Raw genomic sequence first — 15,687 nt, 5'->3', positions numbered from 1 at the left:
TACTGGCCCACATGCCGATCCGTGCGTCGCTGCCGGCCAGACTTCGTCAGATCCGGGACCGGCACCGCGGGCGTTGGCTGCGCCGGGTGGTGCTGGCCGGGGTGCTCGGTGTCGTGCTGTTGACGGCCGGCGTGTGGGCGAGCGCGAGCTGGATCCGCTCCGGCGCCGAGGGGCGCACCTACCCGGTCGCGACGGTGCCCGAGGCGCCGGTCGCCCTGGTGCTGGGCACCCGGGTCCAGCCCGACGGCACACCGGCGCCGTTCCTCGCCGCCCGGCTGGAGATCGCCCGCGAGCTGTACGTCGCCGGCAAGGTGCAGGCGATCCTGGTCTCCGGCGACAACATGCGCCACGAGTACAACGAGCCCGGGGCGATGCAGCGCTGGCTGGTCGAGCAGGGGGTGCCGGCCGACAAGGTGGTACTCGACCACGCCGGCTTCGACACGTACGACTCGTGCGCCCGCGCGAAGCGGATCTTCGGGGTGGAGCGGGCGACGGTGGTGACGCAGCAGTTCCACCTGGCCCGCGCCGTCACGGTCTGCCGTCATCTCGGCATCGACGCCAACGGCGTCGGCGACGAGACCGCGCGGGAGCTGAGCCACCGCACCTGGCGGATCAGCTCGGCCCGCGAGTACGGTGCCGGTCTCAAGGCCGCGCTGGACGTGCTTTCCCGCCGCGACCCGGTGCATCTCGGCGACCGGGAGACCGGCATCGACGACGCCCTGCGGGCCGGCTGACACCGGCACCGGCAGGTCGTCACATCCCGGACAGCGCCGGGCCTACGCCACGAAACGGGTACGGCGGCGACGGGCGATCAGGTAGGCGGCACCCCCGAGGAGCAGCAGCAGTGCACCCACGGCGGCCACCGACGCGGTCCGGGTGCCGGTCACCGGCAGGCCGCCTCCCTCACCGTCATCGTCGCCGGGCACGCCCGGGCTGGCCGGAGGGACGTCCGTCGGCGTACCGGTCGGAGTCGCGGTGGGCGTGGCCGTCGGGGTCGCGGTCGGCGTGGCGGTCGGGGTCGGGGTCGGCGTGGTCTTGAGTACGACGCCGACGAAGCCGAGCGGGTTCGGCGGCTCCAGACCCACCAGCGGTGCCGACGGGGAGGCCAGGGTCAAGGGGCCACCGGTGCCCCGGACGGCACTGGTGCCCTGCCCGGCCCAGCCGTCGGCCAGCTTCTGGATGCCGCCGAGCCGGTCGACGTACTCCTTGCTGCGCCAGAAGTGGATGATCGACGAGATGTTCTCCGGGCGGGCATCCGGCTTGGTGGAGATGCCAGCGCCCAGCGCCGCCAGGCTAGCGCCCGGGGCAAGCTCGACATCGAACTCGCACCAGGCCGACTCCTGGTTGCTGTCGACGCCGTACCAGCAGTTCTCGTACGTCTTGGTGAAGTCCAGGTCGTTGAGGATCCGGATGTGCACGACCACGCCGTCGACCGGTGCCTCCCCCTTGTTGGTGACGCCGATCAGGGCGGGCACGTCCTCGCCCTGACCAACCAGGTAGCCGCGACGACCGTCGGTCGGCGGACGCTGCTCGGTGCCGGCGGCGAGCTTCGCCGAGTCGGGTGCCGGCTGGGCCGGAGCAGCAGCGGCGGGTGCGGCGGCGAGACCGGCCGCGAGGAGTGCGGCGCTGACAGCGCACAGGGCAGAACGAGGCGTGGTCAAGGGAACCCCCGTGAATCTTCGTCGATGACCGCGTCACGCTACACGAGCCGGGTTACGCCGCGCAGACCGTCAGCGGCCTATCTCGGGAGGGCCCGGTCGACGGATGCTCATGGGGCGCTATCGCCCCGCTGCGGAGCCCACCAGACAGACGGCGGTAGCGAGCAGCACGAAGACCGGAGCGGCGGCGAGCAGCCCGACCCATCGGGCTGGACGCTGCGGTCGTCGCGCACTGATCAGCCCGAGGATCACCAGGCTGACCACGAGCGCCAGCAGAAGCGCCGGAGCCCCGACGAAGAGTCCCGCCATGAGCACACCAGCGCGCGGCGACCCGCAGAAAGTTTCCTGGCAGTCCGGGTCAGGCGCGTCGGACTGGCTGTACGCGAGCAGGAAGAAAGCACCCACCGCGACCGCGTACCACACGATCAGGTGCAGCAGGGCCAGCCCGGGGTTGGTCTTCCAGGGCTCCTGCGGGGTGAACATCGACACCGGTCGAGTGTCCCGCCTCGCTGCGGCGCCCGCTGCCCGCCTCAGACGTTGAAGCGGAACTCGACCACGTCGCCGTCCTGCATCACGTACTCCTTGCCCTCGATGCGGACCTTGCCCGCCGCCTTCGCCGCGGCCATCGAACCGGCCTCGACCAGGTCGGCGTAGGAGACCACCTCGGCCTTGATGAAGCCGCGCTGGAAGTCGGAGTGGATCACCCCGGCGGCCTCCGGGGCGGTCGCGCCGATCGGCACGGTCCAGGCCCGCGCCTCCTTGGGGCCGGCGGTGAGGTACGTCTGGAGGCCGAGCGTGCGGAATCCCACCCGGACCATTTGGTCCAGCCCGGGCTCGGACTGCCCGATCGACTCCAGCAATTCCCGGGCCTCCTCCTCGGGCAGGTCCACCAGCTCGGACTCGATCTTGGCATCCATGAAGACCGCCTCGGCCGGTGCCACCAGCGCCCGGAGTTCGTCGAGGAACTGGGCGTTGTTCAGCTCGGCCTCGTCGACGTTGAAGACGTAGAGGAACGGCTTGGTGGTGAGCAGGTGCAACTCGCGCAGGTGCTCCAGCTCGATGTTGGCTGCCGCCGCACCGGCGTAGAGGGTGGTGCCGTTGTCCAGCACCTCGACCGCGGCTTTCGCGGCGGCCACCGCGGCGGCCCGGTCCTTGCGGAGCTTGGCCTCCTTCTCCAGCCTGGGCAGCGCCTTCTCCAGCGTCTGGAGGTCGGCCAGGATCAGCTCGGTGTTGATCGTCTCGATGTCGTCGGCCGGTGAGACCTTGCCGTCGACGTGCACCACGTTCGGGTCCGAGAAGGCCCGCACCACCTGACAGATCGCCGAGGCGTCTCGGATGTTGGCCAGGAAGGCGTTGCCTCGCCCCTGGCCCTTCGAGGCGCCGCGCACCAGGCCGGCGATGTCGACGAACGACACCGGGGCGGGGATCACCTTCTGGGAGCTGAAGATCTCGGCGAGCTTGTGCAGCCGCTCGTCCGGCAGCCCCACCACACCGACGTTGGGCTCGATTGTCGCGAACGGGTAGTTCGCGGCGAGCACGTCGTTCTTGGTCAACGCGTTGAACAGGGTGCTCTTGCCGACGTTGGGCAGGCCGACGATGCCGATGGTGAGACTCACGACGAGCCAGCTTACGCGCTCCGCGGCCACACCCTGGCAGGTAGTCCCCGGCACGACCGAGACGGGGCCCCTCGATCAGGAGCCGGCCCTGACCAGCCGAAGCTGATCGATCATCGTGGTGGCCGGGTTCGCGTCCCCGGCGGCGAGGGGCAGATGCCGCAGCGTGAGCCGGTGGACACCGGCGGTGAGTCGGACGGTGCCGTGCGACGTCCACTCGGTCAGCCGGTAGCGGGCGGCCGAGTCGGCGAACTCGCCGCCGACCGGCTGATCGGCGATGAGGTATGTCGTTCTTCCCGAATGCGGCCCGATCAGGCGAATGTCGAGAAGCTCGTAGTCGCCGCTCTCCGGGACGGTGACCGTAACGGTGAAAGAATCGTGCGGCCGGGCGTAGAAACCAAGTGCGTGCCCACCGGAATAGCCGTAGTGGCAACAATCGTTGGCGGTCCACAACTCACAGGCGCGCCCCGCACAGGCCGGCCGGGCCGGTACCCCACCGACCGTCACCGTGGTCGCCGGGTCGCCGACCAACGCCTCCATCTCAAACGTCACCACGACCCTGGTCGACTGGGTGACCGACGGGGTGACCGGCGGGGTGACCGGCGGTACGGCGGCGGGCACGCGGCCCGGACGCAGCAGGGACAGCCCGACGGTCATCAGCGCGACCGCGAGAACCGCCGCCGCGACCGCAGCGAGGATCCACCGCCGGCGGCGCGGCCGCTCGGGCTGCCGGTGCAGCTCGACGGCCACCCGGCCACTGAACCGGGAGCTCTCTTCGGGGGGAGAGCCGGCCGAGAAGACCAGCGCGCGCACCTCGTACCTGCCGGCCGGCACGTCGGCCGGCACGTGCACGGTGATCAGGTACGAGACGGTGCTGTTGGCGGGGACGGCGCGTTGTGGTCGATCGACGGTGAACCAGGACGGTGGCACCCCGTCGTCGGGGGCGAGTTGCAGCACCGCAGTGTCCGGCGTGGCGCTCGGATTGGACACCGTGAAGACGATCTCGCCGTGTCCGCTGCGATCAAGCGTGAGGTGTGCGGCGACCGCGTCGACCGCCCAGGACGTGGTCATGGGTCGACTCCGAGAAATTTGGCAATCGTGAATGCCTGAACGGTAGAAGAAAAACCACTCGGGCGATGGCTGGAGTCGCAAGAACGACCGTCTTTCCCGATTCGACGCCGCCACCTCGGAATTTCTGTGACTGACCGGGAATGGACAACCATCCTGTCGGATCAACGCAGCGAAGTGGTGGCGTTCAGTCCCGCTCGGCCGGAGCAGGCTGGCGCGGCGGCCCGCTACCCGCCCAGGGCAGCACCCGCGGCGACAGTTCACCCGCTGCGGCGAGTGGCAGCGAGAACCGGTCGGCGGCCACCGGGCTGGCCGCGTACGACTCGCGCAGCATCCAGTGGACCTCCTCGGCGGTCCAGCCCAGGGCTGGTCGAGCGGCGATCTCCCGGAGCAGCCGCAGTGCGGCACGGGTGTCGTCGTCGTAGAAGCGCATGCACCAGTGGTGCACCCACATCCCGAGCGCGCGCACCCCGTCCGGTTCGAGCGAGCCGACCAGCCGGCCGCAGGCGGTGTCGCCGAAGGCGCGACCCGGATCATCGGCGCGGTCCCGCTCGATGGCCCCGACCGCGGCCGGAGCCACGGCGCGCATTCGGCGGTAGAAGCGCTGAACCGCTGTCGGGTCGGGTGCTGCGTGCTCGTGTCCCGACGCCGCCCGACCCGCCACGCTACCCATTGCCGCACCCTTCTGGAGTTGGTGGCCGCACGCTACCCACCACAACCGACACTTCCCCTCCCACCTGCCCACCCTCCCTTGCCGAAGACGGAGGGTGTGGTCCGAATTCCGCGAGCCGGGTGGGCGGGAGTGGGCGCATCATCGGTTACGTGGAACTGGACTTCGAACGGTGTTACCGGGCCGTCGACAGCCGTGACCAGCGGTTCGACGGCTGGTTCTACACCGGCGTGACCTCGACTGGGATCTACTGCCGGCCGTCCTGTCCGGCGATGACCCCGAAGCGGCGTAATGTGCGTTTCTTCCCGTCGTCGGCGGCGGCCCAACGGGCCGGGCTGCGCGCCTGCCGTCGCTGCCGCCCGGACGCCTCCCCCGGCTCACCCCAGTGGGACGTACGGGCCGACGTGGTGGGCCGGGCGATGCGACTGATCGCCGACGGCGTGGTCGACCGCGACGGGGTGCCGGGGCTGGCCGCCCGGCTCGGCTACACCGAACGGCACCTGCACCGGATGCTGCGGGCGGAACTCGGCGCGGGGCCGCTGGCGCTGGCCCGGGCTCAGCGCGCGCAGACCGCCCGCACCCTGATCGAGACGACCGGGCTGGGCCTGGCCGAGATCGCGTTCGCCGCCGGATTCGGCAGCGTCCGGCAGTTCAACGACACGGTACGCGCGGTCTACGGCGCACCACCGTCGCAGCTGCGTAGCGGAAACGGCACGGCCGTCGGTGGCGCGGGCACGGTCACCCTGCGGTTGGCGTACCGGCCGCCGCTGCACGCCGCCGCGCTGCTCGACTTCCTCGCCCGTCGCACGCTGCCCGGGGTCGACGAGGTGGTCGACGGGGCGTACCGGCGGGGGTTGCGGTTGCCGCACGGCCCCGGAGAGGCCACGCTGACCCCGGCGGTCGGTCATGTGGCGGCGACGCTGCGCCTGACCGACCTGCGCGATCTGGCTCCCGCCGTGGCCCGCTGCCGGCGGTTGTTCGACCTGGACGCGGATCCGCTCGCCGTCGACCAGACACTCGCCGCCGACCCCGCGCTGGCCGGGACGGTGGCGGCCGAGCCTGGGGTACGCGTTCCCCGCGCGGTGGACGGCTTCGAGACAGCCGTCCGCGCCATCGCCACCCAGCAGGTCTCCCTGGCCTCCGCCCGCACCACCCTCACGCACCTCCTCGCCCACACCGGCACCGTCGATCAAGAAGTTGTGGACTCCGAGAGGGCGCTGCACGGATTCGCCACGGCGGAGGAGGTGCTGCGGGTGGCTGATTCGGGGTTTCGGATGCCAGTGGGACGGCGCGAGACGATCCGGGCGATGGCGCGGGCGGTCGCGGCCGGCGAGCTCGACCTGGAGCCGGGTGGCGACCGGGAGGATACGGTGCGGCGGCTGACCGCGATTCCTGGCATCGGCGCCTGGACGGCCGGTTACCTGGCCATGCGCGCGCTCGGCGACCCCGACACGTTCCTCCCCACCGACCTCGCGCTCCGTCGGGGGGCCGCCGCCCTCGGCCTCAGCGACAACCCCAAGACCCTTGACGAGTACGCCGCCCGCTGGCGGCCCTGGCGGTCGTACGCCGTGATCCGTCTCTGGCGATCGGCGTGAGCCCAGCCGCCGCCCCGCCGGAATCCACCGCCCGCCCCAACCTGGGGTTTTCCCGGGCACACCGATCCAGACCTGGAGAGCCGCATGAGCAACACGAACAGCATGATCGACAGCACAGTCATAGACACCCCCGCCGGGCCATTCACCGTTCTCGTCGGTCCGGACGGCGCGGTACGGGCGTCCGGATTCACCCCCGACCCGGCGAACCTGCTGCCGCTCGTGCACCCGAGCCTGCGCGGTGAGCCTCGGCACCGACCGGATCTCGGCCCGGTCACCGCAGCCGTCAGCGCTTACCTCGACGGCGACCTGACCGCGATCGACGACGTCGCGGTCGAACAGCACAGCGGCGGGGCGTTCATGTCACACGCCTGGCGGGTGTTGCGCGACGTCAAACCGGGCGCACCCGTCACCTACACCGGGTACGCCGCCCTGGCCGGCCGCCCCTCCGCGGTACGCGCCGCCGCGGCGGCCTGCGCCCGCAACGCCGCTGCGCTGTTCGTCCCCTGCCATCGGGTGCTACGCACCGATGGCACGCTCGGCGGCTACCGCTGGGGGCTGCCGGTGAAACGCTGGCTCCTCGATCACGAACGACTCGGTTAGTAACGCACAATCCGTAACCATCACGATGTGCAACGACACTCGCCGGTCGCCCGCCGACCAACGGTCCCCCAACCGCGCCCTTTGCTCTGCTTCACTCCACGCAACAGACCGCTGAGCAGCGGTGATGTGTCAACAGCGCTTCGATCACGAAGCTGCCGCCCGGTGCGGAGGGTAACCGTTGCGTGGGTTGAAGCAGAGCAAAGGGGGCGGGGAGTAGTAGGGCGGCGGGCCGTGACGCACACGCAGCGTCGAGAACCAGCCGGCGAAATGGCGCCGGGCCGCGGGAGCCGGGCCACAAGCAGCGGAGCAACGGCGGGAGGACGGGGCAGCTGACAGCAAGCCGACACCGGCGTTGCTGCCAGATGCGGCTACCGTCGGGTAGTGGCTGCGGGGAGCGGCGGCGGCCCGGCCGACCGGGGCGAGATTCGTCGACATCCCCTGCGCAACCTCTGGCGGCTGCGCCGCTATTTGCGTCCACACGCCGTCGAGTTCGGGTGGCTGATGCTGGCCGGGCTCGCCGCCACGGGCGCCGGCATCGCCGTACCTCTGGTGGCGCAACGGGTGGTCGACGGGCCGGTGGCCCGGCGCGACCTGACCGGTCTGTTCCTGCTGGCCGGGCTGGCACTGCTGCTCGGCCTGGCCGAAGCCCTGCTGATCTTCATCCGTCGGTGGGTGCAGTCGTCGTCCTCGGTGGCGATGGAGGCGGCCATCCGCGCCGATGTCTACGCCCACCTGCAACGGCTCTCGGCCAGTTTCCACGACCGGTGGCCGTCCGGTCAGTTGCTCTCCCGGATCACCAGCGACCTGTCGGTGCTGCGCCGCTTTCTCTCCTTCGGCCTGTTCTTCCTCGTTCTCAACCTGGTCACCTACCTGGTCGTGGTGGTGCTGCTGATCCGGTTGCACCCGGCACTGGGGATGCTGGTGGCCGCCAGCGCGGTGCCGCTGTTCCTGATCGCCCGCCGCTTCGGTCGGCACTACCACGTCGCGTCCCGCCGCATGCAGGACCAGCAGGGCGACGTGGCCACGCTGGTGGAGGAGACCGCGCAGGGCCTACGCACGATGAAGGCGTACGGGCGGGGACCACAACTGGCCGCCCGGTTCGCCGCCAGCACCGAGGCGCTGCACGACACCGGGATCGGCAAGGGCAGGCTGCTCGCCCGCACCTCCGCGCTGCTGGACCTGGTGCCGAACCTGACCCTGGGCACGGTCGTGGTGGCCGGGGCCGCCGCGGTCGCCGGCGGACGGCTCACCATCGGTCAGCTCGTGGCCTTCGTCAGCCTTCAGTTGATGCTGATCTGGCCGGTGCAGTCGCTGGGCTGGATCATCGCCAACGGGCAGGAGGCGGCCACCGCCGCTGACCGGATCCAGGAGGTGCTGGACACCCGGCCGGCCATCGTGGATCGTCCGGTCGCCATCGCCCTGGTGCGCTCGGCGGTGCGCGGTCGACTCCGCTTCGCGGGGGTGGGCTTCCGCTATCCGGGGAGCGCGGTTCCGGTGTTGCGTGGCCTCGATCTCACCGTCGAGCCCGGCGAGACCGTGGCCGTGGTCGGCGCCACCGGCAGCGGCAAGAGCACCCTGTTGTCACTGGTACCTCGACTGCACGACGTCAGCGCCGGCCGTATCACCCTCGACGGGCACGACCTGCGCGACCTGCGGCTGGCGTCGCTGCGCGGCCTGGTCGGGGTCGCCTTCGAGGAGCCGACGCTGTTCTCCATGTCGGTGTGGGAGAACCTCACCCTGGGCCGGCCCGACGCCGGCGAGGAGGAGGTCCGCGCCGCGCTGGCACTGGCCCAGGCCGAGTTCGCGTACGACCTGCCGTGGGGGTTGCGAACCCGGCTCGGGGAGCAGGGCCTGTCGCTCTCCGGCGGCCAGCGGCAACGACTCGCCCTGGCCCGGGCGGTGCTGATCCGGCCGGCGGTACTCGTGCTCGACGACCCGCTCTCCGCGCTCGACGTGCACACCGAGGCGTTGGTGGAGTCGGCGCTCAAGCGGGTGCTGCGCAACACCACAGCGCTGCTGGTGGTGCACCGTCCGTCCACCATCGCGTTGGCCGACCGGGTGGCGTTGCTGGAGCACGGCCGGATCACCGCCGTCGGCACCCACACCGAGCTGCTCGCCGGCGTTCCCACCTATCGTGGGCTGCTTTCCGCCGAGCCGGCCGCGGCGTCGATCGCCGGAACACCGGCGTCGACCGATCCGGCGCCCGGCGGTACCTCCCTGGTGCTCTCGTGACCGCCGCGCCGGCCGTACCGGATCCACCGCCCGAGGCGGACCCGGCCCACTGGCGCGGGGTGGCGCCGGACCCGAACGCCGACCGCAGCCTCGCCGAGGACACCGATCCGGCGGCGGTGGCCCGGCTCCGGGCCCGCAGCCGGGCGCTGCTGGCGGACGTGCTGCGTCCGCACCGGGCCCGGCTGGGCACGGCGGTCGCGCTGCTGTTGACCCAGAACGCCGCGGCCATGTCCGGGCCGTACCTGGTCATGCTCGGCATCGACCGGGCGATCGAGCCGCTCCGGGCCGGCGAGCCCGGCCCGTTGATCGCCGTGGCCGGGTCGTTCGCCGCCGCGACCGGCATCGAGTACGCGGCCCGGCGTGGCTTCCTCACCATCTCCGCCCGCATCGGCCAGGCTGTCCTGCTCGACCTGCGTCGTCGGGTGTACGCGCATTTCCTGCACCTGCCGGTGGCCTTCCACGAGCGCTACACGTCAGGGCGGATGATCTCGCGCCTGACCAGTGACATCGACTCGATCGCCGAGTTGGTCGACGGGGGTGTCGAGAGCCTGGTGATGGCGGCTCTGACGATCGTCTCGGTGGCCGGCATCCTGCTCTGGCTGGACCTGCCGCTGGCCTCGGTGACCCTGCTCGCCTTTCCCCTGTTGTTCTGGCTGTCCCGTTGGTTCGCCCGCGCCTCGGCCTCCGCGTATCGGCGTACCCGGGAGGCGATGGCACTGGTCATCGTTCACTTCGTCGAGTCGATGCGGGGCATCCGGGCGGTTCAGGCGTACCGCCGGCAGGCGCGCAACCAACACATCTTCGACTCGGTCAACGACGACTACCGTCGGTCCAGTCGGCACGCCTTCCATCTGATCGCGACGTACTCGCCGGGCATCAAGCTGATCGGCAACGTCACGGTCGCGGTGGTGCTCTGCTACGGCGGTGCCCGGGTGCTGGGCGGCGACACCGGGGTCGGCGTGCTCGCGGCCTTCCTGCTCTACCTGCGCCGGTTCTTCGAACCGATGCAGGAGCTGAGCCAGTTCTACAACTCGCTCCAGTCGGCGACGGCAGCGCTGGAGAAGCTCGCCGGGGTGCTCGACGAGCGGCCCTCGGTCGCCGAACCAGCCCGGCCCGTGCCACTGCCCGAGGGCCCGGCCTGCGGCGCGGTCCGCTTCCACGCGGTGTCGTTCGGGTACCGCCCGGACTCGCCGATCCTCACCGAGCTGGACCTCGTCATCCCGGCCGGGCAGACCGTGGCCCTGATCGGGCCGACCGGCGCCGGCAAGTCCACCGTCGCCAAGTTGCTCGCCCGGTTCCACGACCCGGACACCGGCACGATCACCCTCGGCGGTGTGGACCTGCGCGCGGTGGCCGACGCGGACCTGCGCCGGGCGATGGTGCTGGTCACCCAGGAGACCCATCTGTACGGCGGCACCGTCGCGGACAACATCCGGTTCGGCCGCCCGGACGCCGACGACGAGGCCGTGGAGGCCGCCGCCCGGGCGATCGGCGCCCACGACTTCATCTCGGCGTTGCCCGACGGGTACGCCACCCAGGTACACCGGCGCGGTGGCCGACTCTCCGCCGGGCAGCGCCAGTTGGTCGCCTTCGCCCGGGCGTTCCTGGCCGACCCGGCGGTGCTGATCCTCGACGAGGCCACCTCGTCGCTCGACGTGCCGACCGAACGTCTGGTGCAGCACGCGCTCGGCAGCATCCTGCGGGACCGGACCGCGCTGGTGATCGCGCACCGCCTCTCCACGGTGGAGACCGCCGACCGGGTCCTGGTCCTCGACCGGGGCCGGATCGTCGAGGACGGACCGCCGGCCGAGCTGATCGTCGGCGGGGGCCGGTACGCCGACCTGCACCGCCAGTGGCGTGACTCGCTGCTCTGACCCGTTGGTGATCAGGTAATGGCGTGCCCACCATGGTTCCGGTGCCTACGATCTACGGATGACTGATACGGCGAGGACGGCCCGCACCGGCGTCCCCGAGCGTCCGACTCTGGACGGGCTCGAGGAGACCTGGTCGCGCCGCTGGCAGGAGGAGGGCACGTACACGTTCGACCGCAGCAGGCAGCGGTCGGACGTATACGCGATCGACACCCCGCCGCCGACCGTATCGGGCGAGCTGCACATGGGGCACGTCTTCTCGTACACGCACACCGACCTGATCGCCCGGTTCCAGCGGATGCGCGGCCGGACGGTCTTCTACCCGATCGGCTGGGACGACAACGGCCTGCCCACCGAACGTCGGGTGCAGAACGTGTACGGGGTGCGTTGTGACCCCTCGCTGCCGTACGACCCGGACTGGGCACCACCGACCGGACCGGTGGACGACGCCGCCCGGAAGAACCCGAGCCCGATCTCCCGGCGTAACTTCATCGAGCTGTGCGAACTGTTGACCGTCGCCGACGAGCAGGTCTTCGAGGCGCTGTGGCGGCGGCTCGGCCTGTCGGTGGACTGGTCGTTGATGTACACCACCATCGGGCCGGTGGCCCGGGCCACCTCCCAGCGGGCGTTCCTGCGCAACCTGGCCCGGGGCGAGGCGTACCAGGCCGAGGCGCCGACGCTGTGGGACGTCGGTTTCGCCACCGCCGTGGCGCAGGCCGAACTGGAGGACCGGGAACGCCCCGGCGCGTACCACCGGTTGCGCTTCCACGGCCCGGGCGGGCGGGCGGTGCTGATCGACACCACCCGGCCGGAGCTGCTACCGGCCTGCGTCGCGCTGGTCTGCCACCCCGACGACGAGCGGTACGCGGACCTGGTCGGCACGACCGTGCGTACCCCCTTGTTCGGGGTGGAGGTGCCGGTGCGCGCGCATCCGCTGGCGGACCCGGCCAAGGGCACCGGCATCGCGATGGTCTGCACCTTCGGTGACCTGACCGACGTGACCTGGTGGCGGGATCTGGACCTGGACACCCGGGTGGTCGTCGGCCGGGACGGCCGGCTGTTGCCGGAGCCGCCGGTCGGGGTGCCCGCGCAGCCGTACGCGGCGCTGGCCGGGCAGACGGTGAACGGTGCCCGACGGACGGTGGTGGAGCAGCTGACCGAGGCGGATGACCTGGTCGGCGAGCCGCGCCCGATCAGCCATCCGGTGAAGTTCTACGAGCGGGGCGACCGGCCCCTGGAGATCGTCTCGACCCGGCAGTGGTATCTGCGCAACGGTGGCCGCGACACCGGTCTGCGGGAGGAACTGCTGGCGCGCGGGCGGGAGTTGCGCTGGGTGCCGGAGCACATGCGACACCGCTACGAGAACTGGGTGGGCGGCCTGACCGGCGACTGGCTGGTCAGCCGGCAGCGCTACTTCGGGGTGCCGGTGCCGGTGTGGTACCGGCTCGACGGCGCTGGCGAACCGGACTGGACCCAGCCTCTCACGCCGGAGGAGTCCGCGCTGCCGATCGACCCGTCCGAGGACACCCCACCGGGGTACGACGAGTCGCAGCGCGGCGTGCCGGGTGGTTTCATCGGCGACCCGGACGTGCTGGACACCTGGGCCACCTCGTCGCTGACTCCGCAGATCGTCGGCGGCTGGGAGCGGGACCCGGACCTGTACCGGCGGGTCTTCCCGATGGACCTGCGCCCGCAGGGGCACGACATCATCCGTACCTGGCTGTTCGCCACCGTGGTCCGGTCGCATCTGGAGCATGGCGTACTGCCCTGGCGGACGACGGAGCTGTCCGGCTGGATCCTCGACCCGGACCGCAAGAAGATGTCGAAGTCCAAGGGGAACGTGGTGACCCCGGTGGCGTTGCTGGAACAGCACGGCTCGGACGCGGTGCGGTACTGGTCGGCCAGCGGCAAGCCCGGCACCGACCTGGCCTTCGACCCGGCCCAGATCCGGATCGGCCGGCGGTTGGCCACCAAGCTGCTCAACGCGTCGAAGTTCGCGCTCGGGCTGGGTGCCGCCGACGCGCTGCGCGCACCCGCGACCGAACCGCTCGACCGGGCCATGCTCGCCGAACTGTCCGAGGTGGCGGCCACCGCGACGACAGCGTTCGAGGGGTACGACCACGCGGCCGCACTCCAGGCCACCGAGTCCTTCTTCTGGCGGTTCTGCGACGACTACATCGAGTTGGTGAAGGAACGCGCCTACGGCAGCGGGGCCGGGGCCGACTCGGCCCGGGCGGCGCTGGCCACCGCACTCTCCGTGCAGCTGCGGCTCTTCGCCCCGGTGCTGCCGTACGCGACCGAGGAGGTCTGGTCGTGGTGGCGGTACGGTTCGGTGCACCGCGCGCCGTGGCCGACCACGTACGAGGTGGGCCGGGCGATCCAGGGCGAAGGTGACCCGCACCTGCTGCGGCTCGCCGCCGACGCGCTGGGGCAGGTCCGCCGGGCCAAATCCGAGCGGAAGCTGTCGATGAAGGCGGAGGTGCCGCTGGCCGAGGCGCTCGGCCCGGCCGCCGTACTCGACCAGCTCACGCTGGTAATCGACGACCTGCGCGCCGCCGGCCGCATCAGCAAGCTCGACCTGCTCCCCGACCGAACCCCGACCCTGGTGATCGCCTGCGCCTTCTGAGGATGCCGCGCAACATCGGGGGACGTGCTGCCTCAACAGCCGGGGAGGCAGCACTTCCCCCGAAAGTGCTGCCTCCCGACACCCGCCTAGAGGTGGGTCAGCTGGTTTCGCCGGCCACCGAGAAGGAACGTAGGCGGTCGATGGAGAGGAAGGTGGCGGCCACGATGATCAGCGCGGTCATCACCGCCGCCACCGACACGGAGACCGTGGTGCTGAGCAGGTTGGTCGGGGCGAGCCGGTCGGCCAGGGCGATCACGTAGTGCTGGATCGACAGCACCCGGGTGCCGGTGACCACGTTGCTGAGCAGCCCTTCCCAGATCAGCACGTAGACCAGACCGAGCAGCACCGGTCGCCGGGTGAGCAGGCTGGCCGCCACGAACAGCGCGGTGTAGGCCAGCGCGCCTACCGACGCGGCGACGGCGAGCGCCGCGCCGAGGCGTACCGAATCTGCCAGCAGGCCCGCCGCGAACAGCGGGACCGCGACGGTGACCGCGGTGGCCCCGGCCGCGACGGCCAGCTTCGGTAGCACGATCTGCCAGCGCGGCAGTGGCGTGGTGAGCACGTGCACCACCGTGCCGTCGTCGATCTCGGCCCCGAGCACGCCGGTGCCGACGATCAGGGCGACCACCGGCAGCACCACGGCCAACCCGAGGCCGACCAGCACCGGCGGCCCCCAGTCGGCGGGAGTCACCCCGAGCGCCCGGGAGAGCACCGCCAGCCCCACCAGCAGTACCGGCAGCGGAAGCAGCAGCAGGAATCGGCGACGCCCGAACAGACCGCGCATCGTGATCCAGGAGACAGTGGACATCAGGCCTCCACCAGGTAGGAGAAGACGCTCTCCAGGGACTCGTCCTCGGGTACCAGTTGCTGGACCCGTACGCCCCGGGCCAGGGCGACCTTCGGCAGCATCCGGGTGAAGGCGCCGTAGTCACCGGCGCGTACGGTCAGGCCCTCGCGGCCCAGTTCGACCCCACTGACCGACGGCTCGGCCATCAACGCGACGGCCAGCGCCCGGTCGTCGGTGGAGCGGATGGCGAAGACGTGCGGCCGGTTGGTCATCAGCCGCCGGATGGTCCGGAAGTCGCCGGAGGCGGCGAGGCGACCGGCGACCATCACCTGGACCGTGCCGGAGACCTGCTCGACCTCCTCCAGGATGTGCGAGCTGAACAGGATCGTCCGGCCCGCGTCGCCGAGAGAGTGCAGCAGCTCCATCATGTGCAACCGCTGGCGCGGGTCCATGCCGTTGAACGGCTCGTCGAGGAGCAGCACCTGCGGGTCGTGCACCAGCGCCGCCGCCACCCGGGTGCGCTGCCGCATGCCCTTGGAGTACGTGCCGATGCGGCGGTCCTGGGCGTCGGCCATCTCCACCAGGTCGATGGCGCGGCGGGCGGCGGCCTGCGGATCCGGCAGCTTGTGCAGCTTCGCGGTGGCCAGCACGAACTCGTACGCGGTGAGGAAGCTGTGCACCGCCTCCCGCTCGCTGACCAGGCCGAGTCGCCGGTAGACCTCCGGGTTGCGCCAGGTGGGCCGCCCGTCCAGGGTCACCTGGCCCCGGGACGGGGTGAGAAAGCCGGCCATCATGTGCAGCAGGGTGGTTTTGCCCGCCCCGTTGGGGCCGAGCAGCCCGGTCACCCCGGGCCCGAGGCTCATGCTCACGTTGTTGACCGCGACCACGTTGCCGTACCAGCGGGAGACCCCGGCGAGATCGAGGGTGCTGGTGGTGGTGGCCGCCGGTGGGGCGGTGTTCGTCATGG

Annotated in this window: 13 protein-coding genes; 6 read left to right on the top strand and 7 right to left on the bottom strand. The window is 71.4% G+C overall.

Annotation, left to right across the window (positions count from 1 at the left end):
• The first annotated feature begins 11 nt into the window (after window positions 1-11).
• A complete protein-coding gene (locus KBX50_RS23970) occupies window positions 12-734 on the top strand; it encodes a vancomycin high temperature exclusion protein (protein ID WP_210939960.1) in 723 nt (240 codons plus the stop codon).
• Window positions 735-776: 42 nt separating this feature from the next.
• Here KBX50_RS23970 and KBX50_RS23965 read toward each other — a convergent pair whose 3' ends face one another.
• The 5 genes from KBX50_RS23965 to KBX50_RS23945 all read right to left on the bottom strand — a co-directional run bounded on the left by KBX50_RS23965 (window position 777) and on the right by KBX50_RS23945 (window position 5,012).
• A complete protein-coding gene (locus tag KBX50_RS23965; RefSeq protein WP_247674317.1) occupies window positions 777-1,661 on the bottom strand; it encodes an LPXTG cell wall anchor domain-containing protein in 885 nt (294 codons plus the stop codon).
• A gap of 117 nt (window positions 1,662-1,778) precedes the next feature.
• Window positions 1,779-2,147: a hypothetical protein gene (locus tag KBX50_RS23960; RefSeq protein WP_210939959.1), complete on the bottom strand. Its 369-nt coding sequence runs from the start codon at window positions 2,145-2,147 to the stop codon at window positions 1,779-1,781.
• Window positions 2,148-2,188: 41 nt separating this feature from the next.
• Window positions 2,189-3,274, bottom strand: coding sequence for a redox-regulated ATPase YchF (gene ychF / locus KBX50_RS23955; protein WP_210939958.1), 1,086 nt, complete (start codon window positions 3,272-3,274; stop codon window positions 2,189-2,191).
• 75 nt (window positions 3,275-3,349) lie between these two features.
• Window positions 3,350-4,342 (bottom strand): hypothetical protein, encoded by a 993-nt coding sequence (locus KBX50_RS23950; RefSeq protein WP_210939957.1) that lies wholly within the window; start codon window positions 4,340-4,342, stop codon window positions 3,350-3,352.
• A gap of 184 nt (window positions 4,343-4,526) precedes the next feature.
• Window positions 4,527-5,012 carry a hypothetical protein gene (locus KBX50_RS23945; RefSeq protein WP_247674316.1) on the bottom strand — a complete coding sequence of 162 codons (486 nt, stop codon included), beginning with the start codon at window positions 5,010-5,012 and terminating at the stop codon, window positions 4,527-4,529.
• Window positions 5,013-5,161: 149 nt separating this feature from the next.
• Between KBX50_RS23945 and KBX50_RS23940 the strand changes: the two genes are divergently transcribed.
• From KBX50_RS23940 to valS, 5 genes are all read left to right on the top strand, one after another.
• Window positions 5,162-6,604, top strand: a complete 1,443-nt coding sequence (locus KBX50_RS23940) for an AlkA N-terminal domain-containing protein (protein WP_210939956.1) — start codon at window positions 5,162-5,164, stop codon at window positions 6,602-6,604.
• Between the two features lie 84 nt (window positions 6,605-6,688).
• Complete coding sequence (locus KBX50_RS23935; protein ID WP_210939955.1) at window positions 6,689-7,204, top strand: methylated-DNA--[protein]-cysteine S-methyltransferase; 516 nt, start codon at window positions 6,689-6,691, stop codon at window positions 7,202-7,204.
• A gap of 381 nt (window positions 7,205-7,585) precedes the next feature.
• Window positions 7,586-9,436 (top strand): ABC transporter ATP-binding protein, encoded by a 1,851-nt coding sequence (locus KBX50_RS23930; protein WP_374224718.1) that lies wholly within the window; start codon window positions 7,586-7,588, stop codon window positions 9,434-9,436.
• A complete protein-coding gene (locus KBX50_RS23925) occupies window positions 9,433-11,310 on the top strand; it encodes an ABC transporter ATP-binding protein (protein WP_210939954.1) in 1,878 nt (625 codons plus the stop codon). The genes KBX50_RS23930 and KBX50_RS23925 overlap by 4 nt, the downstream gene beginning before the upstream one ends.
• Before the next feature lie 58 nt (window positions 11,311-11,368).
• A complete protein-coding gene (valS, locus tag KBX50_RS23920) occupies window positions 11,369-13,933 on the top strand; it encodes a valine--tRNA ligase (RefSeq protein WP_210939953.1) in 2,565 nt (854 codons plus the stop codon).
• 97 nt (window positions 13,934-14,030) lie between these two features.
• Here the strand turns inward: valS and KBX50_RS23915 are convergent, their stop codons facing one another.
• Both KBX50_RS23915 and KBX50_RS23910 read right to left on the bottom strand, forming a co-directional pair.
• Complete coding sequence (locus tag KBX50_RS23915; protein WP_210939952.1) at window positions 14,031-14,741, bottom strand: ABC transporter permease subunit; 711 nt, start codon at window positions 14,739-14,741, stop codon at window positions 14,031-14,033.
• Window positions 14,741-15,685, bottom strand: coding sequence for an ABC transporter ATP-binding protein (locus tag KBX50_RS23910; protein WP_374224721.1), 945 nt, complete (start codon window positions 15,683-15,685; stop codon window positions 14,741-14,743). Before KBX50_RS23910 ends, KBX50_RS23915 begins: the two co-directional genes overlap by 1 nt.
• Between the last annotated feature and the right edge of the window lie 2 nt (window positions 15,686-15,687).

The organism is Micromonospora sp. C51 (assembly GCF_018070435.1).
Classification (GTDB): Bacteria; Actinomycetota; Actinomycetes; order Mycobacteriales; family Micromonosporaceae; genus Micromonospora; species Micromonospora sediminimaris.
The sequence above is the reverse complement of the archived record's forward strand: the minus strand, read 5'-3'. Positions and strand labels throughout refer to the sequence as shown.

Coding starts and splice junctions, on each gene's coding strand:
- KBX50_RS23970 (WP_210939960.1), top strand. CDS start 12: ATGCCGATCCGTGCGTCGCTGCCGGCCAGACTTCGTCAGATCCGGGAC.
- KBX50_RS23950 (WP_210939957.1), bottom strand. CDS start 4,342: ATGACCACGTCCTGGGCGGTCGACGCGGTCGCCGCACACCTCACGCTT.
- KBX50_RS23945 (WP_247674316.1), bottom strand. CDS start 5,012: ATGGGTAGCGTGGCGGGTCGGGCGGCGTCGGGACACGAGCACGCAGCA.
- KBX50_RS23935 (WP_210939955.1), top strand. CDS start 6,689: ATGAGCAACACGAACAGCATGATCGACAGCACAGTCATAGACACCCCC.
- valS (WP_210939953.1), top strand. CDS start 11,369: ATGACTGATACGGCGAGGACGGCCCGCACCGGCGTCCCCGAGCGTCCG.
- KBX50_RS23915 (WP_210939952.1), bottom strand. CDS start 14,741: ATGTCCACTGTCTCCTGGATCACGATGCGCGGTCTGTTCGGGCGTCGC.
- KBX50_RS23910 (WP_374224721.1), bottom strand. CDS start 15,685: ATGACGAACACCGCCCCACCGGCGGCCACCACCACCAGCACCCTCGAT.